The following is a 23,069-nucleotide window of genomic DNA, read 5'->3' on the forward strand; positions in this document are numbered from 1 at the left end:
GCCCATTGCTCATCCGCCAAGTCGCTCGGATACGGTTCTCGCTCCATGCGATGAACCTCCGCATGAACATGCCCACCGGCGAGCCTGGACGGCAACCAGCGCCACGAACGAGTGATCACGAACTAAGGAAAATCGGACTTAACGTCCTCTGGTTGCTTGCAGATGCGATCTGATCCGGACGTGATTACTCGATGTCCGGATCATCGGCCTCTTCGAGGAGACGGGCCGCCAGATTGTCGGCCCACTCCACGGCCCAGGAGCGGAGAGCGGTGATGGTGGCGTCATCGAGCCCGTAGGCGGCGAAGGCTTCGTCGTCAGTCCACTCGGCGCCTGTGAGATTCGACTGCAGATCCTCGCGCTCGAAGCGGCCGCGGGCGTGGCGGCGGCCGAACTCCTCGAGCTCGGCATTGGTCCAGCGGCGGGAGGCTGCGAACACGTCGATCAGGTCGCGGGGCGCTCCACGGTCGGCGAGAGCGCGGACCTTGGTCCCGATCACGTCCTCCTCCGCGAGGACGGGCCCGTACGGACTCTGGGCGACCGGTCGCCAGAAGATCTCCTTGAGGATGTCGACCTCGCAGTCCTGCCCGGTGGCCGGATCGGACACGGTGAAGCGGGCGGACAGCGGGGCAATTTCCAGCGCGTGCACTTTCCAGCCGCGGGCTTCCAGGCCGGCGCGGAGCGTGGCGGCGATGTCGGCCATGGGCGCCGGGTTCTCGGTGGCGACATCGAGGTCCTGGCTGGGGCGGTTCACGAGGTGGTGCGCCCGCACGGCGTACCCACCGGTGAGAACCAGGGGATACGGCGAGCCGAGCGCGATCACATCCGCCAGGAGCCGCGTGTGCAGCTCTGGCATGTCCGTCACGCGGCTGCCCGGGTGCGGGACGCGAGCTGAGGGAAGGTGTCTTCCCATACGGTGCGCACGGTGCGACCGACGAGGGTGCGCAGCACCGGCCACAGCTGCAGGAGCAGGTCCTGGTTGAGGTAGCGGGGCAGGTCGTCGCGCAGGCCCTCGTGCAGGACGGTGCGGTACAGGCCCATGCGCTGCCGCGGCTTGCCCAGGTCGTACGACGTCATCCCCGACCAGGCCAGGTGCAATGGCAGCTCCACGACCCCCTGGGTCGGGCCGCGCAACTCGTCCAGCGACTCCGGCAGACGCCGCCGGAACTTCTCCCGGTACAACGCGAGATCCTCGGCAGCCGCGTCCGAGAGGCCGCTCGGCGCGGGTGCGGGGCGCTGTGGAGTGGAGGGCATGCCTCCATTATGACCGTAGGGGAGCGGTAAGGGGCATGATGCGCGAGCTTGCGTCCGCAGTGAGCGGGACGGGCTCGTAGAGGGTGTCTGAGCGTGACAGCAAAGCAGTGAGTCGAGAACCCGGCCCGACCTGTCCTCGCCCATGAGTCGCTCATGCCGACGCCCTGCCCGTGACCCATCACGTGCAGTGCCGGGCAATCCGCCCCTCAGCCCTCGAGACCGGCAGTCTCCCGGCTCGGCCTAAAAGTCCCTGAGAAGTCCCACAGACGAAGCCGAATCCCCTCCTGGCTCGCATACGTGCAGGTCAGGAGGGGATTCGCGTTACCTTTTCTTAGAGCTTTCAGATGTCCCGGAAGATCTCGATCTGCGCCCCCACCGAGTTGAGGCGCTCGGCCAGGTCCTCGTAACCGCGGTTGATGACATAGACGTTGCGCAGGACGGACGTGCCCTCGGCGGCCATCATCGCCAGCAGGACGACCACGGCGGGGCGCAGGGCGGGCGGGCACATCATCTCGGCGGCGCGCCAGCGGGTGGGGCCCTCCACCAGGACGCGGTGGGGGTCCAGGAGTTGGAGGCGTCCGCCGAGGCGGTTGAGGTCGGTCAGGTAGATGGCGCGGTTGTCGTAGACCCAGTCGTGGATCAGGGTCTGGCCCTGCGCCACCGCCGCGATCGCCGCGAAGAACGGGACGTTGTCGATGTTCAGGCCGGGGAACGGCATCGGGTGGATCTTGTCGATCGGCGCCTCCAGCTTGGAGGGCCGGACGGTGAGGTCGACCAGCCGGGTGCGGCCGTTGTCCGCGACGTACTCGGGGGTGCGGTCGTGGTCGAGGCCCATCTCCTCCAGGACCGCGAGCTCGATCTCCAGGAACTCGATCGGCACCCGGCGCACCGTCAGCTCGGACTCCGTGACGACGGCCGCGGCGAGCAGGCTCATCGCCTCGACCGGGTCCTCGGAGGGGGAGTAGTCCACATCGACGTCGATCGTCCGCATGCCGTGCACGGTGAGCGTGGTGGTGCCGATGCCCTCGACCTTGACGCCCAGGGCCTCCAGGAAGAAGCACAGGTCCTGGACCATGTAGTTGGAGGAGGCGTTGCGGATGACGGTGACGCCGTCGTGCCGGGCGGCGGCCAGCAGCGCGTTCTCGGTGACCGTGTCCCCGCGTTCGGTCAGCACGATCGGGCGGTCGGGGCTGACGGAACGGTCCACCACCGCGTGGTACTGGCCCTCCGTCGCGGCGATCTCCAGGCCGAACCGGCGCAGCGCGATCATGTGCGGCTCGACGGTGCGCGTACCGAGGTCGCAGCCGCCGGCGTACGGCAGCATGAAGCGGTCCGTGCGGTGCAGCAGCGGGCCGAGGAACATGATGATGGAGCGGGTGCGCCGGGCCGCGTCCGCGTCGATGGAGCCGAGGTCCAGCGTGGCGGGCGGCACGATCTCCAGGTCGACGCCCTCGTTGATCCACCGGGTGCGGACGCCGATCGAGCCCAGCACCTCCAGGAGGCGGTACACCTCCTCGATGCGGGCGACGCGGCGCAGCACCGTGCGGCCCTTGTTGAGCAGTGAGGCGCACAGCAGTGCCACGCACGCGTTCTTGCTCGTCTTCACATCGATGGCGCCCGAGAGGCGGCGGCCGCCGACGACCCGCAGGTGCATGGGGCCGGCGTAGCCGAGAGAGACGATCTCGCTGTCGAGCGCCTCGCCGATGCGGGCGATCATCTCAAGGCTGATGTTCTGGTTGCCGCGTTCGATGCGGTTGACGGCGCTCTGGCTGGTGGCGAGTGCCTCCGCCAGCTGCGCCTGTGTCCAGCCGCGGTGTTGCCGGGCGTCACGGATGAGCTTACCGATGCGTACGAGGTAGTCGTCTGACATGAGACTGAGGCTATCTCAGATATGAGATGGTGCCTCCTGGGGGTTCCTCGAGTGGGCCATTCGGGTGATGCGGAGTCAGTATCACCTGCCGCGCCGGGTGCTGCGCGTGCTCCGCCACCCGAAAGGTCCGGGCAAATCCATCGATGTCGTACGACGCCCCGTGCTGCTCGTGGTGTGCCGCGGGCCGCGCCCGCCGCCGGTGGTGATGGACCAGGAGCGCTTGTTGATGTTCAGCCGCACCCCCGGGAAGATCCTGAAGCTCTTGCGGAACGTGAGCGGCATCCCTGCCTCCCTCTCCGAGTTCATGACGTCGGGTTCACGGCGTCGGTCCATGACGCCGTCCCGGTGCGCATACCCCGTCCGGGTCCGGTGATGACGGGCGATGGGCGACGAGTGGCGGGGCGGGAGGGGGAAGGCCGGGGCCGGGTCGTTCGGGGTGGTGCGTCCGGGGCGGGTGGGGTACCCGGAAGGGGCATGGGCCCGGAAACCGGGCATGCGCGTCTCCTGGTGCGGGCCCGCGCATGACCATTCGGCCGCTGTGTATTAGGGTTATCTCGACATCGAGATATCTGCCGAGGTGCACCGCAGCCGCCACGACCCGGTAAGGGATGCCTAACTTAGCCTTACCTTAGCGGATTGGTCCAGGCGCAGTGGCGGCACCACGCGGCGGTAGCCGCAAAGGGTTTGCGGTGTGGTGGTACGCGCACATCAATGAAGGAGACTGTCGTGTCGGCGAACAGCTTCGACGCCCGCAGCACGCTGCAGGTGGGCGACGAGTCGTACGAGATCTTCCGGCTGGACAAGGTCGAGGGCGCCGCACGCCTTCCCTACAGCCTGAAGGTGCTGCTGGAGAACCTGCTCCGTACCGAGGACGGCGCGAACATCACCGCCGACCACATCCGCGCGCTCGGTTCCTGGGACTCCCAGGCCCAGCCGTCGGAGGAGATCCAGTTCACCCCGGCCCGTGTGATCATGCAGGACTTCACCGGTGTCCCCTGCGTCGTGGACCTCGCCACCATGCGCGAGGCCGTCAAGGAGCTGGGCGGTGACCCGGCGAAGATCAACCCGCTGGCACCGGCCGAGCTGGTCATCGACCACTCCGTCATCGCCGACAAGTTCGGCACCAACGACGCCTTCAAGCAGAACGTCGACCTGGAGTACGGCCGCAACAAGGAGCGCTACCAGTTCCTGCGCTGGGGCCAGACCGCCTTCGACGAGTTCAAGGTCGTCCCGCCCGGCACCGGCATCGTCCACCAGGTGAACATCGAGCACCTGGCCCGCGTCGTCATGACCCGTGACGGCAAGGCCTACCCCGACACCCTGGTCGGCACCGACTCGCACACCACCATGGTCAACGGCCTCGGCGTCCTCGGCTGGGGCGTCGGCGGCATCGAGGCCGAGGCCGCCATGCTCGGCCAGCCGGTCTCCATGCTGATCCCGCGCGTCGTCGGCTTCAAGCTGACCGGCGAGCTCAAGCCCGGCACCACCGCCACCGACCTGGTGCTGACCATCACCGAGATGCTGCGCAAGCACGGCGTCGTCGGCAAGTTCGTCGAGTTCTACGGCGAGGGCGTCTCCGCGACGAGCCTGGCCAACCGCGCCACCATCGGCAACATGTCGCCGGAGTTCGGCTCCACCGCCGCGATCTTCCCGATCGACGGCGAGACGCTGAACTACATGCGCCTGACCGGCCGCAGCGACCAGCAGGTCGCGCTGGTCGAGGCGTACGCCAAGGAGCAGGGCCTCTGGCTGGACCCGAAGGCCGAGCCGGACTTCTCCGAGAAGCTCGAGCTGGACCTGGCCACCGTCGTGCCCTCCATCGCCGGCCCGAAGCGCCCGCAGGACCGCATCGTCCTCGCCGACGCCAAGGCCCAGTTCGCCCAGGACGTACGCAACTACGTCAAGGACGGCGGCGACGTCGACGAGGCCAGCAAGGAGTCCTTCCCGGCCTCCGACGCCCCGGCCATCTCCAACGGCGCCCCCAGCCACAAGGTGAAGGTCACCGCCGCCGACGGCACGGAGTACGAGCTCGACCACGGCCACGTCACCGTCGCCGCGATCACCTCCTGCACCAACACCTCCAACCCGTACGTCATGGTCGCCGCCGCCCTGGTGGCGAAGAAGGCGGTCGAGAAGGGCCTGACCCGCAAGCCGTGGGTCAAGACCACCCTCGCCCCGGGCTCCAAGGTCGTCACCGACTACTTCGACAAGGCGGGCCTGACCCCGTACCTCGACAAGGTCGGCTTCAACCTGGTCGGCTACGGCTGCACCACCTGCATCGGCAACTCCGGCCCGCTGCCGGACGAGGTCTCCCAGGCCGTCAACGAGCACGACCTCGCCGTCACCTCGGTCCTCTCCGGCAACCGCAACTTCGAGGGCCGGATCAACCCCGACGTCAAGATGAACTACCTGGCGTCCCCGCCGCTGGTCGTGGCCTACGCCATCGCCGGTTCGATGAAGGTGGACATCACCCGCGAGTCCCTCGGCCTGGACCAGGACGGCAACCCGGTCTTCCTGAAGGACATCTGGCCGACCGAGGCCGAGGTCAACGACGTCGTCGCCAACACCATCGGCGAGGACATGTTCTCCAAGTCCTACGCCGACGTCTTCGCCGGCGACGCCCAGTGGCAGGCACTGCCGATCCCGACCGGCAACACCTTCGAGTGGGACACCGAGTCCACCTACGTCCGCAAGCCCCCGTACTTCGAGGGCATGGGCATGGACCCGGCCCCGGTCGAGGACATCTCCGGCGCCCGCGTGCTGGCCAAGCTGGGCGACTCGGTCACCACCGACCACATCTCCCCGGCCGGCGCCATCAAGGCCGACACCCCGGCCGGCAAGTACCTCACGGAGCACGGCGTCGAGCGCCGCGACTTCAACAGCTACGGCTCCCGCCGCGGCAACCACGAGGTCATGATCCGCGGTACGTTCGCCAACATCCGCCTGCGCAACCAGATCGCGCCGGGCACCGAGGGCGGCTACACGCGCGACTTCACGAAGGACGACGCCCCCGTCTCGTTCATCTACGACGCCTCGCGCAACTACATCGACCAGGGCATCCCGCTGGTCGTCCTGGCGGGCAAGGAGTACGGCTCCGGCTCGTCCCGCGACTGGGCCGCCAAGGGCACCGCGCTGCTCGGCGTCAAGGCCGTCATCGCCGAGTCGTACGAGCGCATCCACCGCTCGAACCTCATCGGCATGGGCGTCCTGCCGCTCCAGTTCCCGGAGGGCCACACCGCCGAGACGCTCGGCCTCACCGGTGAGGAGACCTTCTCCTTCACCGGCGTCACCGAGCTGAACGACGGCACCATCCCGAGCACGGTGAAGGTCACCACCGACACCGGTGTCGAGTTCGACGCGGTCGTCCGCATCGACACCCCCGGCGAGGCGGACTACTACCGCAACGGCGGCATCCTGCAGTACGTGCTGCGCAGCCTGATCAGCAAGTGACCTGATCGGCAAGTAAGCGGTATCGCAGGGCAGTTGCCGCAGGGCAGTTGAGGGCCGCATCCCGTCCACCGGGGTGCGGCCCTCGCCGTTGTCCCACCCTTGTCCCGCCCCTGTTCCACTCCTGTCCCGGTCCCGCCCCCGTCCTTCCCTCGCCCCGGCCCCACCCCGGCCCCCGTTGTACGCTGGAGCATCACCAGGCGACGGGGGTGGCGGTGAGCCGCGGCAGTGAGCGCATGCAACTTGTACTGACCGGAGGTCCGGACAGTGACCAGGAAGAGCTCGACGAACTGACCCGGCACCTGCGCGAGCGCCTGCTCGAGCTGGACGTCGACCGGGTCGAGCCGGTCCGCGCCGGCCACGTCCCCGCCGGTGCCAAACCGGTGGACGCGATCGCCGTCGGCGCCCTCGCGGTGACCCTGGCCCCCATCGCGCTCCGCTCGGTGCTGGGGCTCGTGCAGACCTGGATCGAGAACCGGCCGGTGCGCACCGTCAGCATCGCGCTGGGCGACGACAGCCTGGAGCTGGAGGCCGTCTCCGCCGCGGACCAGCAACGCCTCATCGAGGCCTTCCTGGCCGCCCGCACCGCGACGAACGAGGACGGCGGCCGGGACGCGGACGACAGCGCCCCCGCCCCCGCCCCTGCCCTCGCCCCCGATGCCGGGCCGGAGGGCTGAGGGGGACGACCGTGTCCACAGGCCGCCGCTTCGCCCTGCTCGTCGCCACCGGCCGCTACGACAACCAGGCGCTGAGACAGCTCCGTTCACCCGTGCGCGACGCGCACGGCCTGGCCGAAGTGCTCGAGGACCCGCTGATCGGCGACTTCGAGGTCGGCAGGGTCGTCGACGGCCGTCACGACGAAGTGACCCGGGCCGTCGAGCTCTTCTTCCTCGACCGCCGCCGCGACGACGTCCTCCTGCTCCACCTCTCCTGCCACGGCGTCAAGAACGACAACGGCGAACTGCACTTCGCCACCACCGACACCGACCACCGGCTGCTCGCCTCCACCTCCGTCCCCGCCGCGTTCCTGCACACCCAGATGCGCCGGTGCCGGGCACGATCCATCATCCTGCTCCTGGACTGCTGCTACAGCGGTGCCTTCCTGCCGGGCAGCAAGGGCGACACCGTGGTGCACCTCAGGGACGAACTCGCCGGACACGGCCGGGCGGTGCTCACCGCGACCAACCGCACCGAGTACGCCTGGGAGGGCGATCGGCTCGACGAACTGGAGCCACAGCCCTCGAAGTTCACCGGTGCCGTCATCAAGGGCCTGCGCTCGGGCGAGGCGGACCGCGACGGGGACGGGGTGATCGGCGTCCACGAGCTCTACGACTACGTGTACGACGAACTGCAGGCGGCCCAGGTCGTCCAACGCCCTCAGATGTGGGCCGAGCTGGAGCACCGGGTCGTGGTCGCGCGCTCGGTGCGCGGACGGCGGCAGAGACAGGAGCAGGGGCAGGAACAGGAACGAGGACAAGGGCAGGGACAGGAGCAGCGGCAGGGACACGGGCCGGTGTCGCCGGAGCCCTCGCCGAGTGACGAGGGCCCCTCCGCGTGGCTCACCGAGTTGGTGCTGGTCGCCGAGTTGCTGAGCGGGCTGGCATGCATGGAGGACGTCCGGAGCCGGGCGGAGTTCGCGATGGTGCTGGGGGAGGAGCTGAGCCGCCGCGTCGACCTGAGGGGCGTCCGGCTGCGGGAGGACGTGGCGATGATGGCGTGGGCCGCGGTGAAGCAGAGCGGAGGCGTGCGTGCGCTGTTGTGGACGGTCGAGTTCTTCGAAGGGCAGGGCGTGGCGGCCGGGTTGGAGCGACAACTGGCCCAGGGCAGCAGGGCCGCTTCCGCCTCCGCCTCCGTCCCCCCGGCCTCCGCCACCCTCGCGGAGCCCGCGACCCCCCGCCCGGCCCGGGAGCCGGAGTCCGGTCCCGCCCTCCGTTCCGACTCCCCCCGCCGCTCCCGGAAGGTGACCCTCATCCTGCGCCTCACCGGAGAGTTGAGCGCGCTGTCGTGCATGGCGGACACACAGGGCCGGGCCCTGTTCGCGTCCGTCCTGGGGGAGCAGCTGGACCGCCCGGTCGACCCGCGCGGGACCCGGCTCCGCGAGGACGTGGTGGTGATCGTCCGGGCGGCGCTGAACGCCCCGCGCGGGGACCGCGTGCTGGCGAGCGTGGTCGGGCTCTTCGAAGGAGCGCAGGCGGCCGCCGCCGTCGAACGGCTCCTCGCCGAGCCGTCCTGAACGGCTCGTAGACGTCCCCCCACGCACCCTCCACTGCGCCACCCGTTTACAAGCGGAGCCTCCGGCGCTACCTTCCCCGTACGAGTGAGATGGGAGCGCTCCCATTCTTCGTCGGACCGGAACCCGCCGCAGGGACGCTCCCGTCTCGCTCGGCCCCACGCGTGCATGCGCCCCCCCCCGCGCACGGCCCCCGCACACGCACCCGCGCGCCCCTGCACGCGCACCCACGCGCACGACCCGTGACCCGTAGCACCCACAGCGACGGACAGGTATGTCATGATCATGACAAAAATGAGAACAAGGGCGAGGGGCGGCACCCCTCCCCGGCTCACACTCCCCACCCGCGCCAGAGCCCTCTTCCTGGTCCTCGTCTCCCTGCTCGCCACCCTCCCGGCCGTCGGCCTGGTCATGAGCGCGGGCGGCGAGGCGGAGGCGCACGGGACGCCGATGAAGCCCGCCAGCCGGACCTTCCTGTGCTGGCAGGACGGGCTGACCGACACCGGCGAGATCAAGCCGGTCAACCCGGCGTGCAAGGCCGCCGCGCAGGTCAGCGGCACCACGCCGTTCTACAACTGGTTCTCCGTACTGCGCTCCGACGGCGCCGGCCGCACCGACGGCTTCGTGCCGGACGGGCAGCTGTGCAGCGGCGGCAACACCAGCTTCACCGGTTTCAACCAGCCGCGCGACGACTGGCCGCTCACCCACCTCACCTCGGGTGCGACCGTCGACTTCTCCTACAACGCCTGGGCCGCGCACCCGGGCTGGTTCTACGTGTACATCACCAAGGACGGCTTCGACCCGAAACAGACCCTCACCTGGGACGACATGGAGGAGCAGCCGTTCCTCTCCGTCGACCACCCGCCGCTCAACGGGTCCCCGGGCACCGTCGAGGCCAACTACTCCTGGACCGGGCAGCTTCCGGAGGGCAAGTCGGGCCGCCACATCGTCTACATGGTCTGGCAGCGTTCGGACAGCGCGGAGACCTTCTACTCCTGCTCCGACGTCGTCTTCGACGGCGGCAACGGCGAGGTGACCGGCATCAAGGAGCCCGGCAACCCCCCGACCGATCCCGTTCCCGGCCAGTGCACCGCCACCCGCAGCACGACGGGCAGCTGGAACGGCGGCTACCAGTCCCAGGTGACCGTCACCAACAGCGGTGACATCCCCATGCTCGGCTGGATGGTCGACTGGACCCTCCCGGCCGGCCAGCGGGTCGACAGCCTGTGGAACGGCAACGCCACCTACCAGGGCCAGGCCGTCATGGTCCACAACGCCGGCCACAACGGCTCACTGAATCCGGGGCAGAGCGCCACCTTCGGCTACGTCGTCTCCGGCTCCGGCGGCGACAGTACGACGAGCCTGCCCTGCCGGGTCGGCTGAACCCGCCCCGGCACGGCGGTGACATGACGTGCCGCTGACGCAACGTGCCCCGGCACGGCGAAGCGGGTCCGGGCCATCAGGCCCGGACCCGCCTGCGGCGCGCGGCCGGCTCAGCTCAGCAGTTCCACCTCCGTCAGCGTCGCCTCACCGCTGAGGACCAGCCGGTAGTGGCCGTACTTCCCCGGCTTGTCCACCGAGAAGGCCCGTGTCTGCCGGTCCCAGCGGAAGGCGTCGGGGTCGTCCGCCCGCTTGTCGAGGGTCTTCCACGTCGTGCCGTCGGCCGACCCCTGGAGGGTCCAGCCCGTGGGCGCCTCGGCGTGGTCCGAGGACGTCAGCGTGTACTGGACCGCCAACGCGTCCCCCTTCACGGGCAGGTCGACCGTGGACACCGTGGCGCCGGTCGCCGAGGAGTCGTCGAACAGGGCGCCCGCGCCCTTCAGCACGTCCTCGCGGGGCGTGGGCACCTCGTCGTCCTGGGTGATCGACACGGGAGCCGCCTTCTTGCCGGTGCCCCACGACGACGGCCGCGGGCCCATGTCGAACTCCAGGACCCCGCCCTTCGCGACCACCGAGTGGGGAAGCGAAGTGGAGTCCCAGCGCTTGCCGTTGACCTTCAGCCCCTGCACGTACACGTTCTTCGCGCTGTTCTTCGGTGCCTTGACGACCAGTTCGCGGCCGTTCTCCAGGTGCACGGTCACCTTCTTGAACAGCGGGGAGCCGATGGCGTACTCGCCGCTGCCCATCACCAGCGGGTAGAAGCCGAGGGAGGAGAACAGGTACCAGGCCGACTGCTCGCCGTTGTCCTCGTCCCCGTGGTAGCCCTGCCCGATCTCGCTGCCGGTGTAGAGCCGCGACAGCACCTCACGGACGTTCTTCTGGGTCTTCCAGGGCTGCCCGGCCGCGTCGTACATGTACATGGCGTGGTGGGCCACCTGGTTGGAGTGCCCGTACATGCCCATCCGGACGTCCCGCGCCTCGGTCATCTCGTGGATGACACCGCCGTAGGAGCCCTTGAACTCCGGGGAGGCCGTCTCCGGGGTGGCGAGGTACTCGTCGAGCTTGTCGCCGAGGCCGTCGCGCCCGCCGTACAGATTGGCCAGGCCCCGGCTGTCCTGCGGGGCGGTGAAGGCGTAGCCCCAGCCGTTCGTCTCGGTGTAGTCGTAGCCCCATATTCGCGGGTCGTACTTCGAGGACTCGACGCGCCAGTCGCCCTTCGTGCTCTTCCCCTGGAAGAACCCGGCCTCGGAGTCGAACAGGTTGACGTACTCCTGGGCCCGGTCGAGGAAGTAGGCGGACTCCTCCTCGTAGCGCTTGTCGCCGGTCTTCTTGTGGAGGGCCTTGCCCATCTGCGCGATGCCGTAGTCGTTGAGGTAGCCCTCCAGGGCCCACGACAGGCCCTCGTGGGTCTCGGTGCCGGTGTAGCCGAGGAAGGGCGAGGTCGCCATGCCCTTGCGGCCGACGCCCGACGACGGGGGCACGACGGTGGCGTTCTTCACGGCCGCGTCGTACGCCGCCTCCGCGTCGAAGTCCACGCCCTTGACGTACGCGTCGGCGAACGCGACGTCCGAGGAGGTGCCGGTCATCAGGTCGGCGTAGCCGGGGGAGGACCAGCGGGAGGTCCAGCCGCCGTCCTTGTAGTGCTGCACGAACCCGTCGACCAGCTCACCCGCCTTGGAGGGGGTCAGGAAGGAGTACGCCGGCCAGGTGGTCCGGTAGGTGTCCCAGAAGCCGTTGTTGACGTACACCTTGCCGTCGACGATCTTGGCGCCGGTGTGCGTCGGGGTGTCCGGCCCCGGCATCTTCGAGAACGGGGAGGCGTACTTGTACGTCCCGCCGACCTTCTCGAAGCCCGAGTTCGGGTACAGGTACAGCCGGTAGAGGCTCGAGTAGAGCGTGGTCAGCTGGTCCGGCGTGGCACCCTCGACCTCGACCTTGCCGAGCAGCTTGTCCCACTGCCGCTGGGCGCTCTGCTTGACCGACTCGAAGGACCGGCCCGCGGGGATCTCCTGGCGCAGGTTGTCCTTCGCCTGGTCGACGCTGATCAGCGAGGTGGCCAGGCGCAGGGTGACCGTCCGGTCCTTGCCCGCGTCGAACCGCAGATGGCCCTTGACGCCCGCGGCGGAACCGTCCGTCACCGGCTTGTCGAACTCGCCGTGCACGAACAGCCGGGTGGCGCCCGTGGACAGCCCGGACTTCACGTCCGAGTAGCCGCTGAAGGTGCCGTTCTCCTCGTCGAGCGTCAGGCCGGCCTGGTCGGTGACGTTGTCGAACAGGACACTCGCGTCGTCACCCGGGTAGGTGAAGCGCATGACCGCCGCGTGGTCCGTCGGCGCGATCTCCGCCTTCTGGCCGTTCTCGAACCGCACCCCGTAGTAGTACGGCCGCGCGGTCTCGTTCTCGTGCCGGAAGGCCAGCTCCCGTGCCTCACGGCCCAGTTCCGGGGTGCCGGAGGCGGCGGACGGCAGTACCTGGAAGGTCTGCCGGTCGCCCATCCAGGGGCTCGGCTCGTGGCTCGCGCTGAACGCCTGGATCGTCGGCAGGTTGTCCGCGTTGTTGCCGCGCGCGTAGTCGTACAGCCAGCTCAGGGAACCGGCGTTGGTCACCGGCGTCCAGAAGTTGAAGCCGTGCGGCACGGCGGTCGCCGGGAAGTTGTTGCCGCGCGAGAAGCCGCCGCTGGAGTTGGTGCCCCGGGTCGTCACCGCGTAGTCGGACAGATGGGCCTTCGGCCGCTCGGGCCGCACCGACTTCAGCGACACGTCGTCCAGCCAGCCCCGGAACTTCGCGGGGCCCTTGGGGGAGTCGTACGCCACCAGGATCCGGTCGACGGTCTTGCCGGCCGCGACCGAGCCGATCCCCGACTCGACGCTGTTCCACTGGTTGACGTACAGGACCTTCGCGTCGCCCTGTCCCCGCGGGGTCAGCGGGAAGCCGTGCCGGTCGGTGGCGCGCAGCTCGCTCAGATGGGTGCCGTCGGTGAAGGCCAGGTCGACGGAGACGTTCGTGGCGTCGTAGTCGAGGTCGCCGTCCGCCATCGACGGAAAGATCTTGTACGACAGCTCCGTACGACGGTCGACCTTCACATGGACGTCGAAGACCTTGTTGTACGAGTAGGCCCGCCCGTCGGCCGTGTGCCGTCCGGCGTAGCGCAGTGCACGCTTTCCGGTGAATCCGGCGCCCGACTTCGCCGTCGGGGAACCGCTCGGTCCGCGGTCGACCAGCGAGAGCATGTCCTGCGGGGTGGGCTCCTCGGTGTCGCCGGTGGAGAACTGGACGTCGGCGAGCTGGAGCGCGTCCGCCCCGCCATTCTTGGTGATCTCCAGCCGGAAGTGCCGGTACCCGGCGACGGCCGACGCGTCCAGGTCGTAGACCTTGGTCTGGAACCGCTCCGCGAACGTCTCGCCCGAACGGGTGTCGAGGGTCGTCCAGTCCTCCCCGTCGGCCGAACCCTTCAGGGTCCAGTCCCGCGGGTCGCGCGGGGCGAAGTCGTTGGCCGAGGTGAGCGCGTACCGGACCACCTCGACCGGTGCGTCCAGGTCGAACTCGGCCCAGCCGGTGGACGTGAAGGCCAGCCACTTGCTGCTGGGTTCGCCGTCGACGAGGTTCTCCTTCACCTCCCCGCCGCCCGCGTTCTCCGAGCTGGCGCGCACGTCCGTGACATGGTCGGTGACGTTGCCCGGTATGCCGCTGCTGTAGCCGCCGTCGACACCCGAGGCGCGCTTCTTGCCGCCCCGCGTGGTGTCGACGGTGTTCAGCCAGTCGGGGGCGGGTTCCCCGGCCTCGAACGACGAAGCGAACTCCCGGTCCGCCTTCGCGGCCTCCCCGGGCAGTGCGACCGCGACGCCCGGGGAGGCCGCCGCCACGGCAAAGGCGGTCGTCGCGACGACCGCCGGGCCCCATCTGTGCCGAATTCTGTGCCGAACTCCGTGGTGCATGCGCGAGCACCCTCCCTGGCTTGGACAACGTTGTCAGAATTGCTGCGCAAGCACCAGTAGTGGGTCAAGTGGCGCGTGGTGTCAAGGGTGTTGAATGCGGCATTCAGGTTCGGAGGCGAGGATTCTTCCGTTGTGGAACGCGACGGCCGCTCATATTTCCGCCAGGTCTCAACTCGGAAAAGACCAACGGCGAACCTTGTGTTCGATCTTGCTCCGGCGGCGGAAAGTGGACTATACCTGTCGGCACTCCGGGGCATCCGCACAGCGCCCGAACAGCGAACGCCATCACGTCCCGTACCACTGGTGCCGCCGGCACCAGCCGCACTTCCAGCACTTCCTGCACGACCCAGCGCGACCCGAACGCGGTGCCGGGAAGGATCCGGTTCACCGCCTGAGTCCTGGAGAAGGCGAGGACTTGAGCATGGGATCCAACTCCGCCGAGTACGACGGCGCCCACGAGCACGGCACCCGCGGCCGAACCGGCCACGGCACCACGGGAGTGGGCCGCCGCGACCTGATCAAGCGGTCCGCGGCGCTCGGCCTGATCTCCGTCCCCACGATGAGCTTCCTGTCCGCGTGTGCCAGCGGCGGCGGGGACGATCAGGAGAAGGCCGAGGCGGGCAAGAAGACCGCGAAGAACCCGCTCGGCGTCAATGACACCGCGCAGATGGAATTCGTCCTGTTCGACGGCGGTTTCGGCAAGGAGTACGCCGAGGACGCCGTCAAGGTGTACGAAAAGGCCTTCCCCGGGGCGAAGGTGAAATTCTCCGCCACCCAGAAGATCCAGTCCACCCTGCAGCCGCGCTTCAACCAGGGCACTCCGCCCGACCTCATCGACAACTCCGGCGCCGAGCAGATGGACATGGGCACCCTGGTCGGCAAGAAGCAGCTCGCCGACCTCACCCCGCTGCTGGACGCCCCCTCCTACGACGACCCGGGCACCAAGGTCCGCGACACGCTGCGCCCCGGCATCGTCGAGATGGGCCAGTTCGACGGCGAGCAGGTCTGGATCCTCTACTACGCCTACACGGTCTACGGCGTCTGGTACTCGCAGAAGGCGCTGGACTCGCTCGACGAGCAGTACCCCGAGACCTGGGACCAGATGCTCGCGGTCTGCGCGAAGGCCAAGAAGAAGGGCATGGCCGGCTGGACCTACGCCGGCAAGTACCCGTACTACGTCCCCTTCTCGCTGTACCCGATGATCGGCAAGGTCGGCGGGCGCGAGGTGCTCGATGCCATCGACAACCTGGAGCCGAACGCCTGGAAGCACCCCGCCGTCAAGGCGTGCTTCGAGGCCTACTACGAACTCCAGCAGAAGGGCTACGTCCTCAAGGGCACCCCGGGCCTGGACCACATCCAGTCCCAGACCGCCTGGGCCAAGGGCGACGCGCTGTTCATCCCGAACGGCTCCTGGGTGGAGAACGAGTCGGCGAACGTCATGCCCGACGACTTCGACCTGGCCGTCTCCGCGCCCACCGGCCTGGACTCCTCCGACAAGCTGCCCTTCGGCACCATCTGGGCCTCCGGCGGCGAGCCCTTCGTGGTCCCCGCCAAGGCGGCGAACACCGCCGGAGGCATGGAACAGCTGCGCATCATGCTGAGCGAGGCGTCCTCGAAGAACTTCACCGGCAAGGTGAAGTCGCTGACCGCGTACAACGGCGGCACCGACGGCATCGAGCTGACCCCGGGTTTGAAGTCCGGTGTCGCCGCGCTGGACGTGGCCGGGGAGAACGTGGTGAACCCGCGCCTCCAGGACTGGTACGTGCAGCTCCAGAAGGAGAAGATCGGCGTCTCCGGGATCGGCGAGATGATGGCCGGCCGCGCGACCCCGGCCGAGACCATCAAGAAGATCCAGGCCTTCGCCGACGAGACGGCCAAGGACTCGTCGATCAAGCACTACAAGCACCAGTGAGCGGTCAATGAGCTGTCAGTGAGCAATCGGTGAGCATCCGCCACCGGGGCCTGTCCGGCGCACCGTTGCCGGGCGGGCCCCGGCGGCAGCCCGCGCGCAGAACGGGGTCGCAGTAATGCAGCACGGCAAGTACCGGTTCATCGTGGGGTTCCTGGCGGTTCCCCTGGGGCTGTACGCGCTCTTCGTCGTCTGGCCGTTCGTCCAGTCGATCTACTATTCGTTCACGGACTGGACCGGTCTGAGCCCCGACTTCAAGATGGTCGGGTTCGCCAACTACGAACGCATGCTGGACGACGGCATCTTCTGGAAGTCGTTGCAGCACAGTCTGCTGTTCGCCCTGCTGGTACCGGTGGTGACGATCGGCCTGGCGCTGTTCCTCTCCTTCATGATCAATGTGGGCGGCCGGCGGCGCCGTGGCGGACCGGTGATCTCGGGGGTCCGGGGCTCCGCCTTCTACAAGATCGTCTACTTCTTCCCGCAGGTGCTCTCGATCGCGATCGTCGCCCTGCTGTTCGCGTTCGCGTACAACCCCGACAGCGGTGCGATCAACTCGTTCCTGCGGGCGGTCGGGCTCGGCGGCATCCAGCCGCTCTGGCTGGGCGATCCGGACCTCGCCCTGTGGGCCGTCATGGCGGTGATCGTCTGGTCCACGGTGGGCTTCTTCGTGGTCCTCTTCTCCGCCGGGATGGCATCCATCCCGATGGACCTCTACGAGGCGGCGCTGCTGGACGGCGCCAACCGGATCACCACCTTCTTCCGCATCACCCTGCCGCTGCTGTGGGACACCGTGCAGTCCGGCTGGGTCTACATGGGCATCCTCGCCCTGGGTGCCGAATCGTTCGCGGTCGTACACATCATGACGACCGGTCCCGGCGGCCCCGACTACTCGACCACCGTCATGGTCCTGTACGTGTACCAGAAGGCGTTCCGCGACGGTCAGGCCGCCTACGCCACCACCATCGGCGTCGCCCTCCTCCTCGTCACCCTGGCCTTCGCCGCCCTGGTGATGAAGCTGGGGCGGCGCGAGCGGCTGGAGTACTGATCACATGAAGACGACCGAGCCCCCCGCTCCCGTACCGGCCGAGTCCGGTGTCACCGTCACCAAGGCCGGCGTCCCCGCCGGCGCACCCCCCGAGGAGAAGAAAGCGAGCGGCGTCCTCAACGTCTTCTCGCACGGGATCCTGGTGATCTGGGCGATCATGGTGGCCCTGCCGCTGGTGTGGGCGGTGATGACGTCCTTCAAGGACGACGCCTCCATCTTCGGCTCGCCCTGGTCGCTGCCGGACAAGCTCCACTTCGAGAACTGGTCACGGGCCTGGACCCAGGCCCACATGAGCGACTACTTCCTCAACACCGTCCTGGTGGTGGGCGGCTCGCTCATCGGGACCCTGGTGCTGGGCTCGATGGCCGCCTACGTGCTGGCCCGCTTCGAGTTCCCGGGCAACCGGTTCATCTACTACCTGTTCATCGGCGGCATGAGCTTCCCGATCATGCTCGCGCTGGTCCCGCTGTTCTACGTCGTCAACAACATGGGCCTGCTGAACACGATCCACGGGCTGATCCTGGTCTACATCGCGTACTCGCTGCCGTTCACGGTGTTCTTCCTGACCGCGTTCTTCCGGACCCTGCCCAGCAGTGTGGCGGAGGCCGCGTTCGTGGACGGCGCCTCGCACAGCAGGACGTTCTTCCAGATCATGCTCCCGATGGCCAAACCGGGCCTGATCAGCGTGGGGATCTTCAACTTCCTGGGCCAGTGGAACCAGTACATGCTGCCCACCGTGCTCAACACCGACGAGGACAAGCACGTCCTCACCCAGGGCCTGGTGCAGCTGGCCGTCAGCCAGGGCTACAAGGGGGACTGGTCCGGTCTCTTCGCCGGCCTCGTGATGGCGATGCTCCCCGTGCTCGCCGCGTACATCGTCTTCCAGCGCCAGGTCGTGCAGGGCCTCACCGCGGGCGCCCTGAAGTAGCCTCCGGTCCCCCTTCCGGGCAGTCGGCCGGCGCTGCTCGGAAGACGCCCCGGGAAGCCGTCCCCGGACCCTCTGAAGTCACCCTCCGGATTGCCCCGCGCACCCGCAGCTCCCACCCCAGGGAGCGACGGGTGCGTCGGCGTCCAAGGACCCGGAAACGGTTCAACCTCTTGACGGGAGGCGACCCGAACGGCTCATCTTAGAGTTCACTAGTTGGACACGGAACGGGGCCTCACCGAAGCGGCCCCGCGCGCAGGAGGTCGTCGTGGAGACTCCGGGGTCGCAGTCGTCGCTGCACCGAGCCAATCTTGAACGGGTCGTTCGAGCAGTACGTCTGGCGGGCTCCCTCACCCAGGCCGAGATCGCGAGGACCACGGGCCTGTCCGCGGCGACGGTATCCAATATCGTCCGGGAGCTGAAGGAGAGCGGGACCGTCGAGGTCACGCCCACCTCCTCGGGCGGCCGCCGGGCCCGCAGCGTATCGCTCAGCGGGGACGCCGGGATCGTCGTGGGAGTGGACTTCGGGCACACCCACCTGCGGGTCGCGGTCGGGAACCTGGCCCACCAGGTGCTCGCCGAGGAGTCCGAGCCGCTGGACGTGGACGCCTCCGCGGCCCAGGGCTTCGACCGGGCGGAACAACTGGTCAACCGGCTGATCGAGGCGACCGGCGTGGATCGTACCAAGATCGCCGGGATCGGCCTCGGCGTGCCCGGACCCATCGACGTGGAGTCCGGCACCCTGGGCTCGACCGCGATCCTGCCCGGCTGGACCGGCACCAAGCCCGCCGAGGAGCTGCGGGGGCGGCTCGGCGTGCCCGTGCACGTGGACAACGACGCGAACCTGGGCGCCCTCGGCGAGATGGTCTGGGGCAGCGGCCGGGGCGTGCGCGACCTGGCGTACATCAAGGTCGCCAGCGGTGTCGGCGCCGGTCTGGTGATCAGCGGGAAGATCTACCGCGGGCCGGGCGGCACCGCGGGGGAGATCGGGCACATCACGCTCGACGAGTCCGGCCCCGTCTGCCGCTGCGGCAATCGCGGCTGCCTGGAGACCTTCACGGCGGCCCGCTACGTGCTGCCCCTGCTCCAGCCCAGCCACGGCACGGATCTGACGATGGAAGGTGTCGTACGGCTGGCGCGCGACGGCGATCCGGGCTGCCGTAGGGTGATCGCCGACGTCGGCCGTCACATCGGCAGTGGAGTCGCCAATCTCTGCAATCTGTTGAACCCGAGCCGGGTGGTCCTCGGCGGTGACCTCGCCGAGGCCGGCGAGCTGGTCCTCGGCCCCATAAGGGAGTCCGTCGGCCGCTACGCGATCCCCAGCGCCGCCCGCCAACTGTCCGTGCTCCCCGGGGCACTTGGGGGCCGTGCGGAGGTACTCGGCGCGCTCGCCCTCGCCTTGAGCGAAATGGGCGATTCGACCCTGTTGGACGGCACGGCGGGCGGCACCCTCGCCGCGGCCTCCCCTGCCTTCACTTAGAGAACGATTGGCACCGTTGCCATCTCGTTAAGGATTTACTTCTTGACGTCGCACGTGTGGCCGAGTTGACTTCCAGCCACCTCGGCCGCAACGTCGCGGCCTCGTCAGGGAGGTTTCTGAAGTGAACACGCGTATGCGTCGTACCGCCGTTGCCGTTGCCGCCGGAGCGCTGGCCGTTTCTCTCGCGGCCTGCGGCAGCGCCGCCGAGTCCGGTGACAAGGACAGCGACTCGGGCGACTCCGCCGCCAAGGGCGACAACATCAAGGTCGGTCTGCTCCTGCCGGAGAACCAGACCGCGCGGTACGAGAAGTTCGACAAGCCCCTGATCGAGAAGAAGATCAAGGAGCTCACGAACAACAAGGGCGAGGTCATCTACGCCAACGCCAAGCAGGACGCCAGCCAGCAGAACCAGCAGGTCGACACGATGGTGACCAACAAGGTCGACGTGCTGATCCTGGACGCGGTGGACGCCAAGGCCATCGCCGGCTCGGTGAAGAAGGCCAAGGAGGCCGGCATCCCGGTCGTGGCCTACGACCGCCTCGCCGAGGGTCCGATCGACGCCTACACCTCGTTCGACAACGTGACCGTCGGCAAGACGCAGGGCGAGGCCCTGCTCGAGGCGCTGGGCGACAAGGCCAAGGACGGCCAGATCGTCATGATGAACGGCTCCTCCACCGACCCGAACGCCGCCAAGTTCAAGGAGGGCGCGCACTCCGTCCTCGACGGCAAGGTCAAGGTCGGCCGCGAGTACGACACCAAGGAGTGGAAGCCGGAGAACGCCAACGCCAACATGGAAGGCGCCATCTCCGCCATCGGCAAGAACAAGATCGTCGGTGTCTACTCCGCCAACGACGGCATGGCGGGCGGCATCATCACCGCTCTGAAGGCCGCCGGCATCGACGACATCCCGGTCACCGGCCAGGACGCCGAACTCGCGGGTGTGCAGCGCATCGTGACCGGTGAGCAGTACATGAGCGTCTACAAGCCGTACGCCCCGGAGGCCGACGCCGCCGCCGAGATGGCCGTCGCGCTCGCCCAGGGCAAGTCGCTGGACTCCATCGCCAAGGACTCGGTCGACAGCCCCACCACCAAGGGTGTGCCGTCGGTCCTCGTCCCGGTCGTGTCGCTGACGCAGGAGAACATCAACGACACCGTGATCAAGGACGGTGTCTACACCGTCGACGAGATCTGCACGGGCAAGTACAAGGCCGCCTGCGACAAGATCGGCCTCAAGTAGACCGCTTCGCGGTAAGCAGTCCCAAGTCCCCCGAGCTGTACGGGAGTTCCCACCGGACTCCCGTACGGGACCGACTGCCATGAGCTCCGCCGGCGCCCCGCACACACCAGCCCCGCAAGCTACGCGGGGCGCCGGTCGGAACACCCCCCATACTTCTGCACAACCTCCCGCCGGGTCAGGCGGCGAAGGAGATGGTTCACGTGTCCGCTACGCCCGTGCTGGCGTTGCGCGGGGTCTCCAAGCGATTCGGTGCCGTCCAGGCGCTCACCGACGTAGAGCTTGAGGTCCGTGCCGGTGAAGTGGTCGCCCTGGTGGGCGACAACGGCGCCGGAAAGTCCACGCTGGTCAAGACGATCGCCGGCGTGCACCCCATCGATGAGGGCGTCATCGAGTGGGACGGCAGGGCCGTCCAGATCAACAGGCCGCACGACGCCCAGAACCTGGGCATCGCCACGGTCTACCAGGACCTCGCGCTGTGCGACAACATCGACGTCGTCGGCAACCTCTACCTGGGCCGGGAGCTCCGCAAGCGCGGTGTCCTGGACGAGGTGGAGATGGAGCGGCGCTCCCGTGAGCTGCTCGACACGCTGTCGATCCGCATCCCCAGCGTCCGCATCCCGATCGCCTCGCTCTCCGGCGGCCAGCGCCAGGTCGTGGCGATCGCCCGGTCCATGCTCGGCGAGCCCAAGCTGGTGATCCTCGACGAGCCCACCGCCGCCCTCGGCGTCGAGCAGACCGCGCAGGTCCTCGACCTGGTCGAGCGGCTGCGCGAGCGCGGCCACGCGGTCATCCTCATCAGCCACAACATGGCCGACGTCAAGGCCGTGGCGGACAAGGTCGCCGTCCTGCGCCTCGGGCGCAACAACGGCATATTCGAGGTCAAGTCGACCTCTCAGGAAGAGATCATCTCCGCCATCACCGGCGCCACGGAGAACGCCGTGACCCGTCGTGCGGCGCGCACCAATGGGGAGGTCAGCAAGTGAGCACCGAGAAGACCTCGACGCCCGCCGCCGACACGGTCGAGAACACCGAGGCGGCCGCCGCGGCGGTCACCGTCGTCGACCCGCGACTGCTCGTGCGCGAGCAGGGCCTCGCCGGCTACCTCGGCGAGTTCAAGCGGAAGCTGAAGGCCGGTGACCTCGGCTCCCTCCCCGTCGTGGTGGGCCTGCTGATCATCTGGGGCATCTTCACCAGCCTGAACTCCAACTTCCTCACCGCGGGCAACTTCTCCGACATGTCGGTCGCCATGGTCGGCACGGGCATGATCGCGGTCGGTATCGTCTTCGTCCTGCTGCTCGGCGAGATCGACCTGTCGGTCGGCTCGGTCAGCGGTGTCGCGGGCGCCGCCTTCGCGGTGATGAGCGTCACGCACGGCATGAACGAGGTGCTGGCCCTGGTGCTGGCCATCCTCACCGGCACGGTGGCCGGAGCCATCCACGGCTTCATCTTCGCCCGCATCGGCGTCCCGGCCTTCGCCGTGACCCTGGCCGGCCTGCTGTTCTGGCAGGGCTTCATGCTGCAGATCCTGGGCAGCAACGGCACCATCAACCTCGACTCCGAGGGCCTGGTCGCCAAGCTGACCAGCCACTACTTCTCCGACGTGGCCGCCGCCTACGGTCTGGCGATCGTCGTGACCGGGGGCTACTTCCTCGCCGCGTTCTTCGACAACCGCCGCCGTGAGGCCGCCGGGGTGCCGTCCCGGCCGCTCAACGAGATCATCGTGCGGACCGTGCTGCTGGCCGTGCTGGCGTTCGCCGCGGCGATCGTCTTCAACCAGTACAAGGGCCTGCCGCTGGCCGTGGTGATCTTCCTCGCGGTCCTGGTGTTCACGGACTTCGTGCTGCGCCGCACCGCCTACGGCCGCAAGGTCTTCGCGCTCGGCGGCAGCGTGGAGGCGTCCCGCCGTGCCGGTATCAACGTGGAGCTGGTCCGGATCTCGGTCTTCGCGATCGCCGGCACCTTCGCCGCGATCGGCGGCCTCTTCGTCGCCTCGAAGATCGCCTCCGCCAACCAGGGCGCGGGCACCGGTGAGTTCCTGATGAACGTCATCGCCGCGGCCGTGATCGGCGGTACGTCCCTCTTCGGCGGCCGCGGCCGCACCTGGGACGCGCTGCTCGGTGTGATGGTCATCGTCTCGATCCAGTACGGCCTGGCCCTCGAGGGCATCGCCTCGCCGGTCCAGTACATGATCACCGGTGGCGTCCTGCTGGCGACCGTCGTCATCGACGCCGTCACCCGCAAGACCCAGAAGACAGCGGGCCGCGCCTAGCCGCTCCCGCCGCGGCACCGTCCGCGACATCCTGTGCCCGGTACCCGTGCGGTACCGGGCACAGCCGTGTCACGGGGCCTGTCCGGCACGG

General features: G+C 68.6%; 16 protein-coding genes. 11 read left to right on the forward strand and 5 right to left on the reverse strand.

What is annotated here, in order from left to right:
- Nucleotides 1-184: 184 nt before the first annotated feature.
- From ACIF80_RS33500 to ACIF80_RS33515, 4 genes are all read right to left on the reverse strand, one after another.
- The gene (locus tag ACIF80_RS33500; RefSeq protein ID WP_399811724.1) at nucleotides 185-853 is read right to left on the reverse strand and encodes a nucleotidyl transferase AbiEii/AbiGii toxin family protein; all 669 of its coding nucleotides are present in this window, start codon (nucleotides 851-853) and stop codon (nucleotides 185-187) included.
- Between the two features lie 5 nt (nucleotides 854-858).
- Nucleotides 859-1,251 (reverse strand): hypothetical protein, encoded by a 393-nt coding sequence (locus tag ACIF80_RS33505; RefSeq protein ID WP_399811726.1) that lies wholly within the window; start codon nucleotides 1,249-1,251, stop codon nucleotides 859-861.
- Between the two features lie 340 nt (nucleotides 1,252-1,591).
- Nucleotides 1,592-3,121, reverse strand: a complete 1,530-nt coding sequence (locus tag ACIF80_RS33510; protein ID WP_399811729.1) for a UDP-N-acetylglucosamine 1-carboxyvinyltransferase — start codon at nucleotides 3,119-3,121, stop codon at nucleotides 1,592-1,594.
- A gap of 81 nt (nucleotides 3,122-3,202) precedes the next feature.
- The gene (locus tag ACIF80_RS33515; protein ID WP_388436246.1) at nucleotides 3,203-3,403 is read right to left on the reverse strand and encodes a DUF4236 domain-containing protein; all 201 of its coding nucleotides are present in this window, start codon (nucleotides 3,401-3,403) and stop codon (nucleotides 3,203-3,205) included.
- A 444-nt stretch (nucleotides 3,404-3,847) separates the two neighbouring features.
- Here ACIF80_RS33515 and acnA point away from each other — a divergent pair, with 444 nt between their 5' ends.
- The 4 genes from acnA (at nucleotide 3,848) to ACIF80_RS33535 (ending at nucleotide 10,181) form a co-directional block, all read left to right on the forward strand.
- On the forward strand, nucleotides 3,848-6,571 hold the full coding sequence (gene acnA / locus ACIF80_RS33520) for an aconitate hydratase AcnA (RefSeq protein WP_399811733.1): 2,724 nt from the start codon (nucleotides 3,848-3,850) through the stop codon (nucleotides 6,569-6,571).
- A 233-nt stretch (nucleotides 6,572-6,804) separates the two neighbouring features.
- Nucleotides 6,805-7,245 carry a hypothetical protein gene (locus ACIF80_RS33525; protein ID WP_399811736.1) on the forward strand — a complete coding sequence of 147 codons (441 nt, stop codon included), beginning with the start codon at nucleotides 6,805-6,807 and terminating at the stop codon, nucleotides 7,243-7,245.
- Between the two features lie 11 nt (nucleotides 7,246-7,256).
- The gene (locus ACIF80_RS33530; RefSeq protein WP_399811739.1) at nucleotides 7,257-8,801 is read left to right on the forward strand and encodes a caspase family protein; all 1,545 of its coding nucleotides are present in this window, start codon (nucleotides 7,257-7,259) and stop codon (nucleotides 8,799-8,801) included.
- Nucleotides 8,802-9,092: 291 nt separating this feature from the next.
- Entirely contained in the window at nucleotides 9,093-10,181 is a 1,089-nt protein-coding gene (locus tag ACIF80_RS33535; RefSeq protein WP_399811742.1) for a lytic polysaccharide monooxygenase, read from the forward strand.
- Between the two features lie 110 nt (nucleotides 10,182-10,291).
- On the opposite strand, the gene ACIF80_RS33540 is transcribed toward ACIF80_RS33535, so the two are convergent.
- Nucleotides 10,292-14,113: a GH92 family glycosyl hydrolase gene (locus ACIF80_RS33540; RefSeq protein ID WP_399811745.1), complete on the reverse strand. Its 3,822-nt coding sequence runs from the start codon at nucleotides 14,111-14,113 to the stop codon at nucleotides 10,292-10,294.
- A 421-nt stretch (nucleotides 14,114-14,534) separates the two neighbouring features.
- Between ACIF80_RS33540 and ngcE the strand changes: the two genes are divergently transcribed.
- The 7 genes from ngcE to ACIF80_RS33575 all read left to right on the forward strand — a co-directional run bounded on the left by ngcE (nucleotide 14,535) and on the right by ACIF80_RS33575 (nucleotide 22,978).
- Nucleotides 14,535-16,025: an N-acetylglucosamine/diacetylchitobiose ABC transporter substrate-binding protein gene (gene ngcE / locus ACIF80_RS33545; protein WP_399811747.1), complete on the forward strand. Its 1,491-nt coding sequence runs from the start codon at nucleotides 14,535-14,537 to the stop codon at nucleotides 16,023-16,025.
- Between the two features lie 115 nt (nucleotides 16,026-16,140).
- Nucleotides 16,141-17,067, forward strand: a complete 927-nt coding sequence (locus tag ACIF80_RS33550; protein WP_399811750.1) for a carbohydrate ABC transporter permease — start codon at nucleotides 16,141-16,143, stop codon at nucleotides 17,065-17,067.
- Between the two features lie 4 nt (nucleotides 17,068-17,071).
- Entirely contained in the window at nucleotides 17,072-17,995 is a 924-nt protein-coding gene (locus ACIF80_RS33555; RefSeq protein WP_399811752.1) for a carbohydrate ABC transporter permease, read from the forward strand.
- A gap of 265 nt (nucleotides 17,996-18,260) precedes the next feature.
- Nucleotides 18,261-19,472 (forward strand): ROK family protein, encoded by a 1,212-nt coding sequence (locus ACIF80_RS33560; protein WP_399811754.1) that lies wholly within the window; start codon nucleotides 18,261-18,263, stop codon nucleotides 19,470-19,472.
- A 133-nt stretch (nucleotides 19,473-19,605) separates the two neighbouring features.
- The gene (locus ACIF80_RS33565; protein ID WP_399811877.1) at nucleotides 19,606-20,709 is read left to right on the forward strand and encodes a substrate-binding domain-containing protein; all 1,104 of its coding nucleotides are present in this window, start codon (nucleotides 19,606-19,608) and stop codon (nucleotides 20,707-20,709) included.
- 191 nt (nucleotides 20,710-20,900) lie between these two features.
- Nucleotides 20,901-21,692, forward strand: a complete 792-nt coding sequence (locus ACIF80_RS33570) for an ATP-binding cassette domain-containing protein (protein WP_399811757.1) — start codon at nucleotides 20,901-20,903, stop codon at nucleotides 21,690-21,692.
- Nucleotides 21,689-22,978 carry a sugar ABC transporter permease gene (locus ACIF80_RS33575; RefSeq protein ID WP_399811760.1) on the forward strand — a complete coding sequence of 430 codons (1,290 nt, stop codon included), beginning with the start codon at nucleotides 21,689-21,691 and terminating at the stop codon, nucleotides 22,976-22,978. The genes ACIF80_RS33570 and ACIF80_RS33575 overlap by 4 nt, the downstream gene beginning before the upstream one ends.
- Nucleotides 22,979-23,069: the final 91 nt, after the last annotated feature.

Origin of the sequence: Streptomyces sp. NPDC085927, from assembly GCF_044540975.1 — a bacterium.
Taxonomy (GTDB): Bacteria; Actinomycetota; Actinomycetes; order Streptomycetales; family Streptomycetaceae; genus Streptomyces; species Streptomyces hirsutus.

What these genes read in the sequence shown, in the direction of transcription:
- ACIF80_RS33515 (WP_388436246.1), bottom strand. Translation starts at nt 3,403, where the DNA reads ATGCCGCTCACGTTCCGCAAGAGCTTCAGGATCTTCCCGGGGGTGCGG.
- ACIF80_RS33550 (WP_399811750.1), top strand. Translation starts at nt 16,141, where the DNA reads ATGCAGCACGGCAAGTACCGGTTCATCGTGGGGTTCCTGGCGGTTCCC.
- ACIF80_RS33510 (WP_399811729.1), bottom strand. Translation starts at nt 3,121, where the DNA reads ATGTCAGACGACTACCTCGTACGCATCGGTAAGCTCATCCGTGACGCC.
- ACIF80_RS33525 (WP_399811736.1), top strand. Translation starts at nt 6,805, where the DNA reads ATGCAACTTGTACTGACCGGAGGTCCGGACAGTGACCAGGAAGAGCTC.
- ACIF80_RS33505 (WP_399811726.1), bottom strand. Translation starts at nt 1,251, where the DNA reads ATGCCCTCCACTCCACAGCGCCCCGCACCCGCGCCGAGCGGCCTCTCG.
- ACIF80_RS33565 (WP_399811877.1), top strand. Translation starts at nt 19,606, where the DNA reads ATGCGTCGTACCGCCGTTGCCGTTGCCGCCGGAGCGCTGGCCGTTTCT.
- ACIF80_RS33570 (WP_399811757.1), top strand. Translation starts at nt 20,901, where the DNA reads ATGGTTCACGTGTCCGCTACGCCCGTGCTGGCGTTGCGCGGGGTCTCC.
- ACIF80_RS33555 (WP_399811752.1), top strand. Translation starts at nt 17,072, where the DNA reads ATGAAGACGACCGAGCCCCCCGCTCCCGTACCGGCCGAGTCCGGTGTC.
- ACIF80_RS33535 (WP_399811742.1), top strand. Translation starts at nt 9,093, where the DNA reads ATGAGAACAAGGGCGAGGGGCGGCACCCCTCCCCGGCTCACACTCCCC.
- ACIF80_RS33500 (WP_399811724.1), bottom strand. Translation starts at nt 853, where the DNA reads ATGCCAGAGCTGCACACGCGGCTCCTGGCGGATGTGATCGCGCTCGGC.
- ACIF80_RS33540 (WP_399811745.1), bottom strand. Translation starts at nt 14,113, where the DNA reads ATGCACCACGGAGTTCGGCACAGAATTCGGCACAGATGGGGCCCGGCG.
- ngcE (WP_399811747.1), top strand. Translation starts at nt 14,535, where the DNA reads ATGGGATCCAACTCCGCCGAGTACGACGGCGCCCACGAGCACGGCACC.